General features: G+C 40.6%; 13 protein-coding genes. 6 read left to right on the top strand and 7 right to left on the bottom strand.

The features are described 5' to 3' along the window. Positions 1 to 56: 56 nt before the first annotated feature. Positions 57 to 2,711, top strand: coding sequence for a family 16 glycosylhydrolase (locus AC0L7Q_RS18800; protein WP_413402991.1), 2,655 nt, complete (start codon positions 57 to 59; stop codon positions 2,709 to 2,711). Positions 2,712 to 2,785: 74 nt separating this feature from the next. After that, on the top strand, positions 2,786 to 5,731 hold the full coding sequence (locus AC0L7Q_RS18795; RefSeq protein ID WP_413402989.1) for a TonB-dependent receptor: 2,946 nt from the start codon (positions 2,786 to 2,788) through the stop codon (positions 5,729 to 5,731). Positions 5,732 to 5,782: 51 nt separating this feature from the next. On the opposite strand, the gene AC0L7Q_RS18790 is transcribed toward AC0L7Q_RS18795, so the two are convergent. The 6 genes from AC0L7Q_RS18790 to exaC all read right to left on the bottom strand — a co-directional run bounded on the left by AC0L7Q_RS18790 (position 5,783) and on the right by exaC (position 11,138). Beyond that, positions 5,783 to 7,255 (bottom strand): S41 family peptidase, encoded by a 1,473-nt coding sequence (locus AC0L7Q_RS18790; RefSeq protein WP_409425716.1) that lies wholly within the window; start codon positions 7,253 to 7,255, stop codon positions 5,783 to 5,785. Positions 7,256 to 7,432: 177 nt separating this feature from the next. After that, complete coding sequence (locus AC0L7Q_RS18785; protein WP_409425715.1) at positions 7,433 to 7,690, bottom strand: hypothetical protein; 258 nt, start codon at positions 7,688 to 7,690, stop codon at positions 7,433 to 7,435. A 52-nt stretch (positions 7,691 to 7,742) separates the two neighbouring features. After that, a complete protein-coding gene (locus tag AC0L7Q_RS18780) occupies positions 7,743 to 8,282 on the bottom strand; it encodes a GNAT family N-acetyltransferase (protein ID WP_409425714.1) in 540 nt (179 codons plus the stop codon). 70 nt (positions 8,283 to 8,352) lie between these two features. After that, positions 8,353 to 8,562, bottom strand: coding sequence for a hypothetical protein (locus tag AC0L7Q_RS18775; protein WP_409425713.1), 210 nt, complete (start codon positions 8,560 to 8,562; stop codon positions 8,353 to 8,355). 104 nt (positions 8,563 to 8,666) lie between these two features. Continuing rightward, positions 8,667 to 9,272, bottom strand: a complete 606-nt coding sequence (locus AC0L7Q_RS18770; RefSeq protein WP_409425712.1) for a DUF998 domain-containing protein — start codon at positions 9,270 to 9,272, stop codon at positions 8,667 to 8,669. A 345-nt stretch (positions 9,273 to 9,617) separates the two neighbouring features. Next, complete coding sequence (gene exaC / locus AC0L7Q_RS18765) at positions 9,618 to 11,138, bottom strand: acetaldehyde dehydrogenase ExaC (RefSeq protein ID WP_409425711.1); 1,521 nt, start codon at positions 11,136 to 11,138, stop codon at positions 9,618 to 9,620. Between the two features lie 191 nt (positions 11,139 to 11,329). On the opposite strand from exaC, the gene AC0L7Q_RS18760 reads away from it, so the two are divergent. Further along, positions 11,330 to 12,223: an AraC family transcriptional regulator gene (locus tag AC0L7Q_RS18760; RefSeq protein WP_409425710.1), complete on the top strand. Its 894-nt coding sequence runs from the start codon at positions 11,330 to 11,332 to the stop codon at positions 12,221 to 12,223. Between the two features lie 81 nt (positions 12,224 to 12,304). Continuing rightward, complete coding sequence (locus AC0L7Q_RS18755) at positions 12,305 to 13,336, top strand: LacI family DNA-binding transcriptional regulator (protein ID WP_413402986.1); 1,032 nt, start codon at positions 12,305 to 12,307, stop codon at positions 13,334 to 13,336. A 74-nt stretch (positions 13,337 to 13,410) separates the two neighbouring features. Here the strand turns inward: AC0L7Q_RS18755 and gtfA are convergent, their stop codons facing one another. Next, positions 13,411 to 14,883 (bottom strand): sucrose phosphorylase, encoded by a 1,473-nt coding sequence (gene gtfA / locus AC0L7Q_RS18750; protein WP_413402984.1) that lies wholly within the window; start codon positions 14,881 to 14,883, stop codon positions 13,411 to 13,413. Positions 14,884 to 15,055: 172 nt separating this feature from the next. On the opposite strand from gtfA, the gene AC0L7Q_RS18745 reads away from it, so the two are divergent. Next, positions 15,056 to 16,285: an MFS transporter gene (locus AC0L7Q_RS18745; protein ID WP_413402982.1), complete on the top strand. Its 1,230-nt coding sequence runs from the start codon at positions 15,056 to 15,058 to the stop codon at positions 16,283 to 16,285. A gap of 166 nt (positions 16,286 to 16,451) precedes the next feature. Continuing rightward, entirely contained in the window at positions 16,452 to 18,845 is a 2,394-nt protein-coding gene (locus AC0L7Q_RS18740; RefSeq protein ID WP_413402980.1) for a TonB-dependent receptor, read from the top strand. The last annotated feature ends 115 nt before the right edge of the window (positions 18,846 to 18,960 follow it).

Below are 18,960 nucleotides of genomic sequence, written 5' to 3'. Positions count from 1 at the left end.
ACAAAATCAACAAATACACTATATTCTGACAATAATCAGTTGAACGGGGTTCAGTTATGAACATTGAAACAACACGCATTACTCGCCTTTTGGCTGCTATATCATTAGCGTCTTTGGCTGGCTGTGGCGGCGATGCTGCGACAACATCCAATTTTGAAAAAGTAGATCCTGCCCAGCCAGTTTCAGATTGGCAAATGGTTTGGAGTGATGAATTTGATGGCACAAGCATTGATACAAATAAGTGGAACTTTGAATTAAACTGCGCCGGCGGTGGTAATAACGAAAAACAATGTTACACCGACAGTGAACAAAATGCCTTTATTAAAGACGGTGTACTAAATATAGTCGCCCTACCTGCTGAAGAAGGTGCAGAAAAACCATACACGTCAGCCCGTTTAAATACCCGTTACAACGCTGACTTTACTTATGGTCGCTTTGAAATGCGTGCAAAACTACCGTCAGGTCAAGGTAGCTGGCCTGCATTTTGGATGATGCCAACCGACGAAGTATATGGCACTTGGCCGCGCTCTGGCGAAATTGATATTTTAGAAGCGGTAAATTTAAAAACAGTCGCTGAAGATGGCACCGTTGAAGCAAATATTCATGGCACACTTCACTATGGTCGCGAGTGGCCAAATAACTCAAGCTCAGGCAAAGCTTATACTCTGCCTGAGGGAATGAATCCCGCAGATGACTTCCACACCTACGCTATTGAATGGCAAGAAGGCGAAATTCGCTGGTACGTAGATGGCTACTTATATGCCACACAACGTCGCTCTGAAGTTCGTTACAACTCTAAAGATGAGGCTGTTGGCCTTAAACATAAAGGCTGGTTTGCTGAATACTTTGAACAAGGTAATGGCGAACTTACCACTCACTGGGATAATGCCCCATTTGATAAAGATTTTTACCTTATTTTAAATAACGCCGTTGGTGGTGACTGGCCTGAAAATGTAAACAACTTAGGTGTTGACGCTGCAGCATTTGCAGAAGGTCAAAGCTTTGAGGTTGATTACGTACGGGTTTATCAATGCGCTGCAAATACTGACACAGGTAAAGGTTGTGAAACTGTGCGCCCAGGTTACGATAGCCTAGATGATGCACTTGTTGAAGGTAAAGCCCCTGTACCTACTCCACCAAGTGATGGCATTGCAAGAAACCTTGATATATTCAATGGCACATTAAACGCCAACTGGATCGCATGGGATTGTTGTGGTGGAACCACACCAGAAACTATAACCGATGCTGAAAAAGGTGACGCTATTAAGTTTAACATTAACGATAATAACGGTACTGTTTTAGGTTTTTCAACTCGTGGTGGTCACTTCCCAGATGATTTTACCGGCACCTCATCTCCATTTGACGCATCACTCCTTCTTGATCTAAATGGTCGATTAACTTTTGATATGAAAGTAGTAACGCCGCCAACATCTTCGACAACTTGGCTATTAAAAGCCGAAGCGGGTGATGGCGGACCTAATACAGGCGATGTAGCGCTTAGCGATAGTGTTGAAGGCGTAACACCGGTTACAGGCCAATGGCAAACCTATACATTTCCGCTTTCTCTACTACAAGAAAGAGGCTTAGATTTAAGTGCCATTGATGTATTAATGGTATTCCCAGCATGGCAAACTGGCGAAGGCGCTAAATATTTAATTACCAACGTGGCTATTGAGGGCGATGTAGGTGAATCACCATCAGTAGACTTATTTACAGATGGACAAAACTTAGATTGGCCGATGTGGGATTGTTGTGGCGGCTCTACTCCAACAGAAGTTATGGACGATGCAGGACACGGCTTAACCGCAGAATTCACTATTGGCGAAGCCCCCACTGTAATGGGCTTTAGTACTCGTTCATCTGCTGGTGGTAGCGGTACTCCATTTGATGCAACCAGCATTTTAGAAAATGGTTTACTACAGTTTGATGTGAAAGTGATGTCAAACCCAAATAACCCAGATGCCACTTGGTTAATGAAAATAGAATCTAATGAGGGTGATACCGCGGTAGAATTACCATTAACAGATGCTGGCGATGCACCTATTGTAGGTGAGTGGAAAACTTACACCTTTACATTCGCTGACTTAGCGGGCGCAGGTTTAGATGTAAGTGCCATTGACGTAGTAATGATATTCCCAGCATGGGGCACAGGTGAAGGTGCGGTTTACCGTGTTGATAACGCTAAGATGTACGATCCTAGTGCATCAGCAGGCGATGAAATCACTATTTTCCAAAATACTGCCGCAGATATGTGGAGCATTTGGGACTGTTGTGGCGGCTCTACCCCAACAGAAGAAATTGACGATGCTGATCACGGTACTGTAGCTGAATTTGTTATTGGCTCTGCGCCAACGGTAATGGGCTTTTTAGCCGACGACGGCATCTCTTTCGATGCATCAGCAATACTAGCTAATGGCGTTGTGCAGTTTGAAATGAAAGTGGTAACCCCGCCAAATAATCCTGACGCTGTATGGACATTTAAAATTGAGTCAACAGGCGCAGCAACAGCGGTAGAGCTTCCTCTTTCACAAAGCGTTGAGGGGGAAGTACCCGTTAATGGCCAATGGCAAACCTACACATTTACATTACAGTCACTGTTTGCTGCCGGTTTAGACATTAGCGATATCAATGTACTTATGATGTTTCCAGCGTGGGGGACAGGTGAAGGCGCTGTTTACCGTATAGACAACGTGATTATCGCTAACCCGTAATCCCTAATTCAGTGGTAGGTAGTGAATTACAAGTACCTACTTACCGTAATAAATTAAGTAAAAGCAGAGCAATTATGAACACAAATAAGTTTAAAAAAAGCCCACTAGCGGCTTCTGTGTCACTTATCATCGCTGCAAGCACGCTGAATATCGCCCATGCAGCAGAACAAAATACTGTGGAACCTGAAATTGAAGTAATACAAGTTAAAGGTATTCGCGGTTCACTTATCCGCTCTATGGATATGAAACGCGATGCATCAGGGGTAGTCGATGCTATTTCTGCTGAAGAAATGGGTAAATTTCCTGATACTAACTTAGCAGAGTCACTGCAACGTATTACGGGTGTGTCGGTGAGTCGTGCAAACGGCGAAGGAAGCCAAATTACCGTACGTGGTTTTGGCCCTTCATTTAATTTGGTAACACTTAATGGTCGCCAAATGCCTGGAACGGGTAACTCACGTTCGTATAATCTGGAAAACATTGCCTCAGAAGGTGTTAGTGCCTTAGAAGTATTTAAAACTGCTCGTGCTGATGTGCCCAGTGGTGGCTTAGGTGCGACGGTTAACATTTCAACAACTCGACCTTTACAAAGACCTGGCCAGCATTTTTCGGCAACAGCTAAAGCTATTCATGATTCATCAAATGAAGCGGGTAGCGATGTAACTCCGGAAGTATCGGCTATTTATAGTAATACCTTTAGCGATGAAATGTTTGGTATTGGTTTTTCTTTTTCGCATCAAGAACGCGACTTTCAAAAGCAAAGCGCCAATATTCAAGGTTGGCAAGCAAATGTAGACCTACCTACTCTTGCTGAAGGTGATTTTATTGATCCACGCGCAGTAGATGCGCAAGGAAATCGTGTAGGTAATCACTTTTTTACAAAAGACATGAACTACGCAATTGAAGATTTACAACGCGAGCGTACTAATGGGCAAATCACACTGCAATTTGCACCCACAGATAATTTTGTAGCAACCCTTGATTATACAGCAAGTGAGGCTACAACAGGCTCAGAAACTCTCGGCTGGGGTATTTGGAACGACTTTGGTAGTAACATTAACGGCTACGAGTTAGACGAGAATGGCACAGCTATTTATGCAGATATAAGTGGTAACGATGCATCATTTACCTCTAGTAAAAATACCACTGAAGTTAAGGCTCGTTCTATTGGCTTAAATTTAGATTGGCAAATTAATGAAACATGGCAAGTTGAGCTTGACTACCACGACTCTAAAAACGAGACAGATAACGGCGCAGACAAAGGTCTGGGTAGTGATGGGCAAGTTATTTTAGGTTCTGATCAGCTTGTAAATAAAATTTATGATTACCGCACTGGTGAAATTCCACATGCGCAAGTTAACTGGAAAAACGGTACTAGCGTATTAAGCCCTGGTGAAATTGATTCAAACTTTAGCCAGTTTATTCATTCACCTGGAGAATCAAATATTGAGCAGCTGCAATTACATACAACATGGATAAACGATAGTTTTGACATTGGTTTAATTGAAGTGAAGTTTGGTGGTTCGCGTACAGAACAAAATACCGGTGGTTATGAAGCATGGAGTGGCTTAGTTGGCGGCCCTGGTTTTAACCCTTCTTACACCGAGATATTCCCTGATGGTATGTTTACCCTTAATAACACTTCAGGACTATTAGACCAATTTGCTGGTGGTGGTAACAATTTACAACCTAACTATTATTATAGCTTTGATTTTGATGAAGCTGTAGCAAGACAAATGGCATACCTTACTGCTGATGTAACCGGTGGCGATGCCTATGCGCCTAATGCCTATCTTGATGGTATTGACAGTCAAAGCGCTGTTGAAGAAATTACCAACAGTATTTATGTTCAATCACGTTGGGAATTTGAAGTTAGCAATTACTACATAAAAGTAAATGCAGGTCTTCGTTATGAAGAAACCGATGTAAGTAGCTCTGTTCGTCAACGCGTTGAGCAACAAGTAAATTGGATAAGTGCTTCAGAGTGGATCACTCAATATGAAGCTGGCGGCGATGACAACTTCTTAGTTCAAGAAGGAAGTTACGATATTTTACTACCATCAATCGACCTAAGTGTTGACGTAACCGATGACTTAGTTGCTCGCGTATCATGGGGTAAAACTATGTCGCGCGCGCCATTGGGCGATTTAGCCGGTGGTCGTAGCCTTACAGGCAGTCCAAAACCGGGGGCACGAGTAGGTAGCCAAGGTAATACAGGGTTACTGCCATTTGAATCAACAAACCTTGACCTATCATTAGAGTATTACTATTCAGAAGGCAGCTATGCATCAGTAGGTTACTTTAAAAAGGACGTTGATAACTTTATTCAAACCACCATTACTCCAACCACCATTGAAGGCTTACATGATATTTTAAATGGCCCACGCTATTTACAAGCGGTTAGTGATATTGAAGCTCGTGGTGATCAAGCAACAAGCGATGCTATCTTTGCACAAATGCTTGCTAATGGTGATGGCAATGCAAACGGCCAAATTGAACCAAATAGTAATGATCCACTTATTACTTGGAATATTAGCCAACCACAAAATACCGATAGTAAATCAGTCGATGGTTTTGAAGTAGCAGTACAACACTTAATTGGTGAGACAGGCTTTGGGGTCGGTGTAAATGCAACGTTTGTTGACGGCGATGTTGAATTTGATACAGACAGCCTAGACCAACAAGCTCCATTAACAGGATTAAGTGATTCAGCTAACTTCCAAGCGTTTTACGAAAAAGAAGGTTTATCTGTAAAAGTAACTTACGCTTGGCGTGATGCATATTTAATTGGTGTAGGCCAAGCGCAAGGCTCTGCTGATGCACCACCACAATACGCCAAATCATATGGTCAATGGGATATGAGCGTAAATTATGACGTTAATGAAAATGTGACGGTATTCTTTGAAGGTATTAACCTTAATAATGAAACCGAGCAAGGGTATGGCCGTTACGAAGAGCAGTTCTTATTTGCTCGCCAGTATGGTCCACGCTACGCAATTGGCGCCCGTTATACGTTTTAAATTATCCCCTAGTTAGAAAGTTAAGCCGCTTGTTACAACAAGCGGCTTTTTTTATAACAGTTTAATTTTTTCTAATAGCTTATCGGTTGTCCAATCAATATCGTTATAGGCAATATCAGGTTTGTAGTAATCGCCCTTTCCTCTTGCTCTATTAACATACACTTTATTAGGAACTATCACTTTACCTAAGCCTGAAGGTAAATCGGCTAAACGTACCTCCATATACAGCGAGTCTGCGCTACTGGGTGCACCAAACAACGTGGTATTTTCAAAAAGCTTAAACTTATCTAGCGCATCTAAACAAGCACTAGCGCATTGCGGCGGCACTATAACAAACACCTTAGTTTTAAAGTCACTCACTAACGGCTCTTCTGGTAGGTTATTTAGCGTATTAGTCTCTCGTTCTACATAAAATGGATCACCACTTTTAAGTGATAAAGCCATACCTGCTGCTATTTCTTTAATCAGTTCATGAAATTCAGGTTGATCTTTTACCACATCAATTAACGATTTAACATAGTTGGTATTGTCTTTTGACGCTCTCCACCACACTTGTTCGTTTTGAGTAGTACCAGCTGTTTTTTGTTCTACTACTTTTTTGCCCCATAATTCTTTGGCTATTTGTGAGCTCCAATAAGATGAACCACCTTGGTTATGGCGCAAGTCTAATACCACGGCTTTTGCTGTAAGTAGCTTGCTACGCTGCTGTTTTATTTTTTCAAACACTTTTTTGTAGTCAGCTGCTTGTTTATCATTTACTGAAAAGCTAGGCATAGCAATCCACGCAATGTTTTTTTCAGGCCAGATTAAATCAATGGGAAGTTCATCACCATTGTAGGCATTTTCTAAATGCTTACTGACTGATTTAGGCCTTACAGACCAATTTAAAACCTGTTTATGGGTATTGCCATTGGGTTTAACAAACTCGCATTCTTTTAGGGGGACTAAAAATGGATTCCCTACATCCGTTAGTAACCGCCAACCTTGCTGCCACCAATGCCCTGGTTGAGCAACTTGCCCATGAAATGTAAACACTCTTTTGCGCATCAAAGCTTCAGTACTTTGCCCATCACATTGGCTTACAATATCCCCTTTTTTAATAGTGCTAATTTCACTGTAATACACTTTTAGCGCATCACCTCGCCATAAAGCACTAAAGCCGGGCCAGCGACGCGCAGGCCTGTCGATGCTTGAAAACGCACCAGCATGACCATCTTGTAACACCGTGCTAAAACGTGCAATTGCCGCTGCATGCGCCTGCGGCCCAATCGCTTGCTTAGACAGAGTAAGCGCTTCTGCTTTTGCTTGCTTTAATAACTCAGGAAAGGCTGGGTTGTTAACATCAAACATACCAGGGTGATTTTTTGCCGATATGCTGTAAGCAGCTTCAATATCTCGCTCAGTAACACTGCGCCATTGCTCTGGGGTTTTAGGAGTAAACGATAATTCGGCCATGCTCAAGGTAGGCGAAATTAATAAAGCGCTCAATAAAGTACGGCTAACTATTTTTGTTTTTATGTTCATGAAAATCCATTTTAAATTAGGCTATATAATTACTGTAAACTCATTTGGTGCAACTAAAAATATCTTAAATCCAATAAGTATCAGCAAATTTTTTTACAACAACAACTTAGCAACAATAAAAGCCGCTAGCAATAAGTAACATTTAAAATGAACTGGCTTTAAATTTAGAACAACAGCTTACTTAGAGGTTTGTTCAATTTTGGTTTGCAGTAGTGTTATGCGGGCGTTGAGTTTTCTAAAGGTATACTGTGAATAGAAGAAGTTTAAAAAGAAAGCAGCAAAACCAGAGCAAGCAAGCCCTATCAATGGGCTGAAATAAAACATTAACAATAAAACAATTACAGCCATCGCTAACGTAAGTCCCAAATAATGAAATCCACTAAATAACTTTCGGTTGTTTTTTTCAAGTTGTACTAGATGAGAATCTATATCCATTAAAAAATTTCCTTTTTGACAAATAAACGTTAACTATTTTGAGCTTTACTACCTACATAGCATTATTAAAAAATGATTCACTCCACTGCGCCTTAGTTAATCGGTATAACTGTACGGCACGACCGTGAAATTCATGATTGCTATAATCTGTAAAGCCAATTTTCTTTGCTACTTTCAATGACGCAATATGCTCAGGTTCAATAATAACAACGACCGATTGGTGAGTAGTTTGCGTAAACACATACTTTAAAACACCTTTAGCTGCTTCGCAGGCTAAGCCTTTATTCCAAAAATCGACCGCTAATCGATACCCTAAATTAGGCTCTTCGTTACCCGCGACGCTTTGTGGGGAAATACCACAAAATCCAATGAGTAAATCACTGTTTTTATCTATTAGTGCCCATGGGCCCAAACCGTATGAATCGTAGCATTGTAAACACCACTTTATAAAATCACGAGTTGCAGCTTCATCGCATACGCCACGAATTGAGTATTTCATCACCTCATCGTCACTAAGGATTTTACTTAATGCCGGCACATCATCAATTGAAAACTGCCGAATAAGCAACCTTTGGGTTTCACAAATTTTCACTCAAACCTCCTTGTAATTACAGCTAAAAACTTTCAAAAAACCAAGTAATTAAGGTAGGTCTCTCAGTTATTTAGTTCTTTTTATGTTCCGAATGCCACATAAGGTACCCAAATAATATGCCTACTAAAGGAAATATTATTAAAGATGAAATGATTCCATTAAAAAAATCTTGCTCACCTGTAAGGTGCATGATTAATTGAAATAAAATAGCTGTAGGAACTCCCCAGCCTAGAACACCTTTTAGTAAAATAAAACGGAATTTAGTGTGGTTTATATTCATGAGCCTTCCTTGAGTTGTGACGCCAAATAATAAGCTGAAATCAATCATAGTCGTTAGTGAGTTATGTCTCTAAATTATTGGAGACAATTTAAATTAGTTTAAAATTACATTAACACTATTGAAAAAACACTTAACCAACTTAATTGGATACCATAAGAGATACGTTGATAGGTACCTGGGTTACTTTGAAGCTTAACCGCTTTAGCCATAGCAAACAGATAATAAACTGTAGCGATAACAGAAACAGTTGAAAAAACACGAAAGTATAGAGATATAACTTCTGTAGTTGGACCAGTAGCTATTAATATTGGTGCTACAACCAGCGAAAGTAACATAATAAAACCAGCCCAAGAATGTGCCTTGCAGCTAAAAGTTGGATGTTTAGTAAATGGGTCAGCATCCATAGGAAAATAACCCGCAACCCAAGTACCAATACCATGCACTATAACTAACCAACCAGCAATATTAACCAATATAGAAACATTAGCCAATTGCGCCAAATACCAGCCAAAAAAGCAAAATAGAAAACCTAAAGGATAATTATTAATTAGCGGTGACAGTTTTTCAGTTGGGCTTCCCGTTGCACCTAATTCACTACAAAATTGTTTAGAATGACTGTAACCTTCATAAAACCGACTTGCTACATAAACACCAATGAATATCCAAAATGTGGCTATTAACCCTGAATAAATCGCAATCGTTTCAAACATCACCATAATCCTTTTTGTGATTAATTCATTAAAGCCTTTTTGAACACAGAGGAGAAAATGAGCCGGCTTCGAGTGACGAGCTGTGAGCTTGTACAAACAGCCTGAAACCTAGTCATAACAGCCCTGAGCTAGAACCTTTAATCTACTTTTTCAACCCAGCGCCTCATTATCTTCTTTGTGCATAATTCACTGAGGTTTTATTTCGCCTCATTAATAATCATTTCTTTATCATTATAATTAACCACTAATCAAATGCTATCGGTATTAGTTTTAAAAAAACAAAGCGCTACAACAATGCAGCGCTTTCATTACTTATAGATTGTTTGTTTAAACTAAAACGCGTTGTTAAAAGAAGCCAAGCGGATCTTCGCTGTAGCTTACTAATAAGTTTTTAGTTTGTTGGTAATGATCGAGCGCGAGTTTGTGAGTTTCGCGGCCTATCCCAGACTTTTTATAACCGCCAAATGCTGCATGAGCTGGGTACATATGGTAACAGTTGGTCCATACACGGCCGGCTTCTATTTTGCGACCAAAGTGATAAGCGCGGTTCATATTACGGCTCCATACCCCTGCGCCTAAACCAAATTCTGAGCTGTTAGCCAATTCGAGCGCTTCGGCTTCATCTTTAAAGGTCGACATTGAAATAACGGGGCCAAAAATTTCTTCTTGGAACACGCGCATATCATTAGTGCCTTTCAATAAAGTAGGTTGAATGTAATATCCACCATTGAGCTCATCGCTAAGTTGCTCAACATGGCCACCACTGAGTACTTCAGCACCTTCTTGTTTGCCAATATCAATATAACTTAAAATCTTATCAAACTGTGCTTTAGAGGCTTGCGCACCTACCATAGTTTCGCTATCTAGCGGGTTGCCGCGTTTAATTTGCTTGGTACGTTTTAAAATGCGCTCTATGAATTGCTCATAAATATCTTCTTGAATGAACAAGCGAGATGGACAAGTACATACTTCACCTTGGTTAAAGTAGGCAAGAATAGCGCCCTCAATTGCTTTGTCTAGGTATGAGTCGTCTTTTTCCATAACATCGTTAAAGAAGATATTAGGTGATTTTCCCCCAAGCTCTACCGTTGAAGGAATAATGTTATCGGCTGCACATTTTAAAATATGTGAACCTACAGGGGTTGAGCCTGTAAAGGCAATTTTAGCTATACGCGTATTAGTTGCCAGAGCTTCACCGGCTTCTTTACCAAAGCCATTTACTACGTTTAACACGCCGCCGGGCAGTAAATCACCAATAATTTCCATTAACACTAAAATTGAGGCGGGTGTTTGCTCAGCAGGCTTAAGTACCACACAGTTACCAGCTGCAAGTGCAGGCGCTAGTTTCCATGCAGCCATTAAAATTGGAAAGTTCCACGGAATAATTTGCCCTACAACGCCTAATGGCTCATGAAAATGATACGCCACCGTAGTTTCGTCTATTTCACCAATACTGCCATCTTGAGCACGCAAGCAACCGGCAAAGTAACGAAAGTGGTCCGCAGCAAGTGGAATATCAGCGGCAAGGGTTTCGCGAATGGCTTTACCGTTATCCCATGTTTCGGCCACTGCAAGTAGCTCTAGATTTTGTTCAATGCGATCGGCAATTTTTAATAAAATATTACTGCGCTCGGTAACTGAGGTGGTGCCCCACTGCGTTTTTACGGCATGGGCTTTATCAAGTGCCAAATTAATATCGTCTTTATCAGAGCGAGGAATTTTACAAAACACTTTGCCATTTACAGGGCTAATATTCTCAAAGTATTGACCATTAACGGGTTCAACCCACTCGCCGCCAATATAGTTACCATACTGCTGTTTAAATGTGATGAGTGCGTCTGCTGAGCCTGGATTTGCGTAAATCATATGTGTGTTCTCTTGTTGTTAGCTAAAAGTCTAAGCCGAAATACCAGCAACTTGTTAGGGTAATGTAGCAAGTTGCTTTATATTTAATCGGTATTGATTGACATTAGACTATTAAGCGCTTAAAAACTTGATTAGCAGTCCAAAAAAATTGTCTGTGAGTCCAAACGATTTAATCATTAAAAAGGCTGATTATGCATTCGTCGCAGTTAAATAAAAAACGCCAACAACTTGATGTACTTATTGAAAACAAAGTGAGCTTTGCTGCCGATAACAGCGAGCTGAGTATTTATGATACTTATAAAAGTGCGCAAAAAGTGGCGCTGCATTCAAACGAATTACTGTTTTGTGCCATGCTCAGTGGCAAGAAAATTATGCATGTTGAGAATAGTCATTATCATAAAGCGTTTTTACCCCACGAATCGTTTGTATTAGCGCCCGAGCAAGGGGTGCTGATTGATTTTCCACAGGCAACTATCAACTCACCTACCACCTGTTTAGCGATTGAAATCAGCACCGATAAAATAACCAATGTGGCTAATGCGCTTAATATGCAGCAAAACTTTGCTAGTGATGCCTTATTTGAATACAGCCCTAATTTAGTGCATACCCAACATAATGCGCAAACTCAGCAGTTATTAGAGCGAATGGTGCATTTATTCAGTGAGCAAGGCGCCGAGCGACACTACCTAATTGATTTATCGTTAAACGAATTGATCACCCGTTTACTGCAACAACAAAGCCGCGATTTATTAATGGCCAACTGCGATAAACTGCGTCTAAAAAGTAACGTGAGTGATGCACTGCAATACATTGAAGAGCATTTAAGCGACACACTCGACATAGACACATTGTGCAAAATAACTTGTATGAGTCGTAGTAAGTTTTACCAGCAATTTAAACTCGCTTTTGGCACCAGCCCTGCGCTTTGGCAGCAACAACTTAGGCTTAAAAAAGCCCGCACGCTTTTATTAGAAGGCCAAGCTATAAGTAAAGTGTGCTACGACCTTGGTTTTAATAGCGCCAGCCACTTTAGCCGCTTGTTTAAACAAACCTTCGGGATTGCACCTAAAGCGTGTCGACATTAACGCAACACAATAGTTTTTGTTATATTAAACAGCCTAATATGTTAATTTACTAATTCCCTGCTAAGTAGTAATGAGTCGCTGATGAGTAAACCCACCCGCTGGACATTAAAAAGTATCGCCAAAGAGTTAGGTGTGTCTAATGCTACGGTATCAAATGCGTTTAATCGCCCTGATCAACTCTCGGCTAAACGACGCGAAGCCATACTTAAAGCTTGCAAAGAGCTCGGTTATTATGGCCCTAATAAAGCGGCGCAATCTCTGCGAAGTGGCACGTTTAATATTGTTGCTTTAGTGCTACCAGATAGCGTGGAATATATGGTGTCAGACCCTGTCGCCAGTAGCTTTATGCGTGGTGTAACCTCAGTGCTTGAAAAAAACGGCATTAATGTTTTATTGTTTTCAGGCAATAGCGACAATCTCAATAACGTTGTTGATTTTGTTGATGGCTTTATTTGTTATGGGCGCCCACGAAATAAAGCACTGGTAGAACAACTAAAAACTGTACAAAAACATGTGGTCACTGTGGATTTTGATATTGCCCGCAACGCCTCAATTAATATAAACAACGAGCAAGCCAGTTACGAAATAGCCAAACATGTTTTGCACAGTGCAACTGATAACGTGGCAATATTAGGCTTGAGATTACTCGATGAAAATGTATTGTGCCGAGTTTACGAACACCATGAATTTGAAACGGGTCAATCTATTTCTCACCAACGCTTACGAGGTTATCAGCGTGCGTTAAATGAAGCGAATGTAACGGTAGCCGACGACCGCATTTGGAATATTCCTGAAAGTAGCGAACGTTTTGCCAGCATAGCTGCAAAAGAAGTATTAAACGCCTCACCACGCCCTGATGTGATTATATGTATGAGTGATTTAATCGCCCTCGCCACCATGCGAGAAGCAATAAAACAAGGTATAAAAATAGGGAGTGAGCTACGTATTGTTGGGTTTGATGGCATAGAAGAAGCAGCCCGTTTTATGCCTCGCCTTACGACGATTCATCAAAATAGCCAAGAAAAAGGTGTAATAGCTGCTAACTTATTTATTTCTAAAGAAGAAAAACAACATGAAGTAGGTTACGCTCTCGATATTGGTGCAAGTAGCTGAGCGCTGTTAGTAACGCAGATAAAAAAGCCAAGCTTAAGTTGCTTGGCTTTTTGGTTTTCAACAAATAAAGCTATTTAAACTAATAAACTTTGTAAGTTTAAAGTGTTTTCTTGAGCACCATTAACCTGCGTGATAAGTGCAGTACGGCTAGCAAAGTCAACGCTTAGAGAAATTGATTGTTGCTCAAGCTTCCACATTAAACAACATACACTTGCGCCACCTTGAGCAGTAAATTCACCAGCAAATGCAGGATGCTCATTACGTATTTTAATTAATGCTATTAATCCTTTTACTACCGGCTTATTTAGCGCTTCATCTATTTTAGCGGCATCTAGATAAGGGCGATTAATATCACGACCAACGTTCGTACTCGCCAGAAGCTCCATATCATTTTTACAAGCAAATAAACCACCGTAATATACCTGTGGTACACCCGGTGCAAAAAATTGAATGGCGCGAGATAATAAGTAATCAAAATCATTTGCGCCCAATGCATCGTAATACGTACAGTTAACTTGATATAGGTCGACGTTACTTGCAGCTGCACCTGTTGCTTTACGGCTCTGGTTATTGCTGTTGGTATGCATGGTTTCTACTAAATTATCTATTTGAGATGCGTTTAACAGCCCTGGCTTATCGCCCATTGGGCCCGCATCAATAATGCCAATACCATCATGGGTGTCTAGTACCGTTAAACAGTTACGCGGTGAAATTTGTAGCCACTTAAGCAGTGCGTCTACGTCATTATTAAATAAGCTATGTAAAATAAGCGGGGGTAGGGCAAAGTCGTACACCATGTTTACGCGCTTAGCCACGTCAACTTGAGTTTGATAATGGCTATGAATTTCAGCAATGGTTTCCATGCCTAAATCATTTGCCTGCTTTGAGAGTTTATCTAAATAAGCAAAGGTTTCATCGAGCATAAAACAGTTAGTACCTGCTTGCTTAATGGCGTAACCCGCTGCATCTAAACGAATAATGTTTACGTTGTTAGCAGAAAATTTAGTAAGTACGTTATTTAAATAGGCAATGCCCGCTTCTACTTTTACATTTATATCAATTTGGTTGTCGGTAAAGGTGGTCCAAAAATCATACGTTTGACCATCACCGCATTTCATTGGTGTAAAACAGCTTCCAGGCCGTGGACGGTAAATGGCTTGTTGTTCTTGGTTGCTCATGCCATTAGGGAATACGTCTTCTTTAGTTAAAAATAAATCCCAAAATTCAGAGGCTTTGCCTTTGGCCAGCACATCCTGAAATTGAAACGATTGCGCCGATACATGGTTCACTATTAAGTCGGCCATTAAATCATGGTCTTTTCCAAGTGCTTGAATATCTGACCAAGTTCCTATTCGGGCATCAACTTCACTGTGATCAATTGGGTCAAAACCTGCATCGCTACCATCTATTGGGTTATAAAATGGTAATAAGTGTACTCCTGCAAAAACGTCTTTAAGTGGACCCTTTAGAAGTGCTGTTAATGCGTTTATATCTTTACCGGTGATTCGATCAGCATATGTGATCAATTGAACTTTATTCTTCATCATGTGTGATTACCAAGTTGAAACTTAATCGATTAAGATATATCTTTAACTAGCAAGTGAGAATTTACAAGTAATTTTTAAATATTTTACATACAAATATCGTGGCTCGATTAATACTACAATAAGTTACTGACAACTTAATGTGTGTTACCAAGCATTTAACGAGGAAAAGCAAATGACAAAATCACACACACACGTAAGCAGCGATCCGTTGCAACAAATTCGTTGGCTCACATACATGATGTTTTTTATGTTTGCCATGACCTCTGACGCCGTTGGCATGATCATTCCCGAACTCATAAGCGATTTTGGTTTAAGTATGACCCAAGCCAGTGCGTTTCATTATGCGCCTATGGCCATGATTGCAATAAGTGGATTATTTCTAGGCTTTTTAGCCGATAGTCTTGGCCGTAAAAAAACGATTATGCTTGGATTATTAATATTCTCTGCAAGTTGTTTTTTGTTTGCGATTAGTAGCAGCTTTATATTTTTTGTTTTTTTACTGTGCTGTATTGGCCTCGCCATTGGTTTATTTAAAACCGGTGCATTGGCGCTTTTAGGTGATATTTCTAATAGCTACGAAGAGCACACCAAAACCATGAATAAAGTAGAAGGCTTTTTTGGCATTGGTGCCATTGTTGGCCCTGCTTTAGTTGGCGTGCTGCTGGTTCAAAATGTAAGCTGGACTTACCTTTACATCATTGCTGGCATTATGTGTTTAATTTTGGCATTGCTTGCTTGGCGTGCCGATTACCCTGCTGTGGTAAAAAATACAGATAAGCCAGCCTCACTAGAAACGACTATGAAAATGGTTAAAAACCCTTATGCACTGGGTTTTTCACTTGCAATTGCTTTATATGTTGCCACCGAAGTCGCCATATACGTGTGGATGCCTACCCTACTAAAAGATTATACCGGCTCATGGCCGCTGCTGGCCACTTACGCACTCACAATCTTTTTTGTGTTACGTGCTGCAGGGCGTTTTATTGCGGTATGGTTACTTAATAGGTTTAGCTGGCAAGGGGTTATGGCTTACTTAAGCTTTGGCATTGCGCTGTGTTACGTTGGCACTCTTTATGGCGGAGTTGACTGGGCAGTGGCTTTATTACCTCTTTCAGGTTTATTTATGTCGATGGTCTACCCTACTTTAAATTCTAAGGGAATATCGTGTTTTCCTGTGCAGCAACACGGCGCAGTAGCCGGTGTTATATTATTTTTTACCGCACTGTCAGCCGCCTTAGCACCTTTATTTATGGGTATGATAAGTGATTACTTTGGACACGTGCGCTACGGATTTTATTTAGCCACGGGTTTTGCAGTCATATTATTTTTAGCTATGTTATTTAATTATATTCGTGACCCATCAGCAACTGCATTAGAGCAAAACAACCTAGTCGCTGAGTAAATAAACAACTTTAATGCTATAAAAACATATTAAAAATCAATATCTGAATAAAAAAACAGCAAATAATTAACAAAATAATTTGCTTATTGTAAAAACTTTGTTATTTTTACTTAATCGATTAAGTAAAAATAACAACTTCCCTTTGGGTTTAAAACGAGGCGTTCACATGACAACACACAACACACCTTTATATTTGATCAGTGCTTTAGCGCTCGCCGTTAGCCAAGGCGTTAATGCACAACAACAAGAGCAAAATACACAAGCGCAAGCCAACAAAGGACTCGAAACAATTGTTGTTACCGGTGTACCCCGCCGCACAACAATAATGGCGTCAAGTTCTTCTGTGAGCAGTGTGTCGCTTGAGCAAGTTGAGGTGTCTACGCCTCGCTCTACCGCTGAGGCATTTAGAATTATTCCCGGGGTTCGTTCAGAATCAACCGGCGGTGAAGGTAACGCCAACATTGCAGTACGTGGTTTACCGGTTGCCTCTGGTGGTGCTAAATTTTTACAGCTCCAAGAGGATGGCTTGCCTGTTTTACAATATGGCGACATTGCATTTGGTAATGCTGATATTTTTATGCGCTTAGATAATACAGTGCAAACCATTGAATCTATTCGCGGTGGTTCAGCCTCTACCGCAGCCAGTAATGCACCGGGTGGCATAATTAATTTCATTTCAAAAAATGGCGAAAACGAATCGGGCAGCGTATCAACTACACTTGGTCTAGATTACGATACTATTCGAACAGACTTTGAATATGGCACTTATTTAAATGACACTGTACGCTTTCATGTTGGTGGTTTTGTGCGTCAAGGTGAAGGCCCGCGTGAAACAGGTTACACATCAAATAAAGGTGGGCAAATTAAAGCCAACCTGACCAAAGATTTTGAAAATGGATACGTGCGTCTTTATTACAAACATTTAGATGATAAAAGTGTTGGCTACTTACCTATGCCAATGTATGCAAATGGTGACTCAATTCCTGGGTTTGACGCACAATCAGATACCCCGCATTCTGCATTATTTACTAAAACAGTGCGCTTAAACGGCGAAAATCAAATAAGCAACGGCGATATTCGCGATGGTATGAATCCGCAAGTTGACTCAATTGGCTTTGAAGCGGTATTTGATTTAGACAACGACTGGCGTATTGAAAACCGTTTTCGTAAATCATCTATAAGCGGTAATTTTAATTCGTTGATCCCCGCTGAAGTTGGCGATGCATCAGCTATAGCACAAAGTATTGGAGGTGTGGGTGCAACGCTTAGTAATGCGACCACAGGTGCTGCATTTAACGATGATTTAGCCATGCGTATTCATACGTTTGACGTAACCATGAACGACTTTGACTCAATTGTTAACGACTTCAAACTAACTAAATCGCTAAGCGATGATACTAGTGTTACTTTTGGCTATTATACGTCAACCCAAAATATTGCCATGTCGTGGTTATGGAATTCCTACCTAATGGAGCTTAAAGGTGATAACGCTGCGCTACTAAATGTAACAGCCGCTGATGGGACTGAATTCTCTGAAAATGGCTTATACGCTTATGGCACGCCTTTTTGGGGTAACTGTTGCCAACGTGATTACGACACAGAATACGACACTCGTGCACCCTATATTGCATTTTCAACTAAGGTGGGTGACGTAAGTATTGATGCTAGTGCCCGTTATGACAGCGGTGAAGCACGTGGTAACTATGCAGGCGCGGTTACCTCAACCGTTGATATGAATCGCGACGGTGTGATTTCTGTTCCTGAACAAAATGTAGCAGGTATTGACCTTGCAAATGCCAGCCCTGTTAATTACGACTGGGATTATGCATCATATTCAATTGGTGCCAATTACCAAATTGACTCAAGCCTTGCAACGTTTGCTCGATTGAGTAAAGGCGGTCGCGCTAATGCTGACCGACTTTTATTTGGTAAAGTTCGCGCTGATGGCTCAGTAGCCGATGAAGATGCCGTTGATGAAGTAAACCAGTATGAGTTTGGTATTAAAAAGCGCTTTGATTCACTGTCAGTTTTTGCCACGGCATTTTATGCTGAGACTGAAGAGCAAAACTTTGAGGCCACATCACAAACCTTTTTCGACCGCGAATATGAAGCAAAAGGGATTGAGGTTGAATCAACCTACTTTATTGATGCATGGGACTTTCGTGGTAATTTAACGTGGACAGACGCTGAAATTGCAAAAGATGCGCTGACCCCTGAAGTGGTTGGTAATACACCTCGTCGCCAAGCTGATTTAATTTACTCATTAATGGCACGTTACACATATGAAAAAGGCTCTGCAGGCCTTAGCTTTATTGGTACTACCGATGCCTATGCTCAAGATAATAACGATCTTAAATTTGATGGTTACACTCAAGTAAATGGCTTTGTAAGCTACGATTTATCAGAAAACCTTAATATTGCGCTAAACGTAAATAACCTATTCGATACGGTAGGTATTACTGAAGCAGAAGAAGGCTCAATACCTGATAACAATATTATTCGCGCGCGTGCCATTAATGGCCGCACAACGTCAGTGACGTTTAAATACGCGTTTAACTAACCATTTTTAGTGTAACAACTGCTGAAGCTTTATTTGTTCAGCGATTGTTACACTAACTTTAATAATTCTCCCTCGAATTTTGACCTAGCCATGCTAGGTTTTTTAGGATTTACAC

The sequence above is a fragment of the Pseudoalteromonas sp. KJ63-1 genome (genome assembly GCF_055808145.1).
The sequence above is the reverse complement of the archived record's forward strand: the minus strand, read 5'-3'. Positions and strand labels throughout refer to the sequence as shown.

What these genes read in the sequence shown, in the direction of transcription:
- AC0L7Q_RS18800 (WP_413402991.1), top strand. Translation starts at nt 57, where the DNA reads ATGAACATTGAAACAACACGCATTACTCGCCTTTTGGCTGCTATATCA.
- AC0L7Q_RS18795 (WP_413402989.1), top strand. Translation starts at nt 2,786, where the DNA reads ATGAACACAAATAAGTTTAAAAAAAGCCCACTAGCGGCTTCTGTGTCA.
- AC0L7Q_RS18790 (WP_409425716.1), bottom strand. Translation starts at nt 7,255, where the DNA reads ATGAACATAAAAACAAAAATAGTTAGCCGTACTTTATTGAGCGCTTTA.
- AC0L7Q_RS18785 (WP_409425715.1), bottom strand. Translation starts at nt 7,690, where the DNA reads ATGGATATAGATTCTCATCTAGTACAACTTGAAAAAAACAACCGAAAG.
- AC0L7Q_RS18775 (WP_409425713.1), bottom strand. Translation starts at nt 8,562, where the DNA reads ATGAATATAAACCACACTAAATTCCGTTTTATTTTACTAAAAGGTGTT.
- AC0L7Q_RS18770 (WP_409425712.1), bottom strand. Translation starts at nt 9,272, where the DNA reads ATGTTTGAAACGATTGCGATTTATTCAGGGTTAATAGCCACATTTTGG.
- exaC (WP_409425711.1), bottom strand. Translation starts at nt 11,138, where the DNA reads ATGATTTACGCAAATCCAGGCTCAGCAGACGCACTCATCACATTTAAA.
- AC0L7Q_RS18760 (WP_409425710.1), top strand. Translation starts at nt 11,330, where the DNA reads ATGCATTCGTCGCAGTTAAATAAAAAACGCCAACAACTTGATGTACTT.
- AC0L7Q_RS18755 (WP_413402986.1), top strand. Translation starts at nt 12,305, where the DNA reads ATGAGTAAACCCACCCGCTGGACATTAAAAAGTATCGCCAAAGAGTTA.
- gtfA (WP_413402984.1), bottom strand. Translation starts at nt 14,883, where the DNA reads ATGATGAAGAATAAAGTTCAATTGATCACATATGCTGATCGAATCACC.
- AC0L7Q_RS18745 (WP_413402982.1), top strand. Translation starts at nt 15,056, where the DNA reads ATGACAAAATCACACACACACGTAAGCAGCGATCCGTTGCAACAAATT.
- AC0L7Q_RS18740 (WP_413402980.1), top strand. Translation starts at nt 16,452, where the DNA reads ATGACAACACACAACACACCTTTATATTTGATCAGTGCTTTAGCGCTC.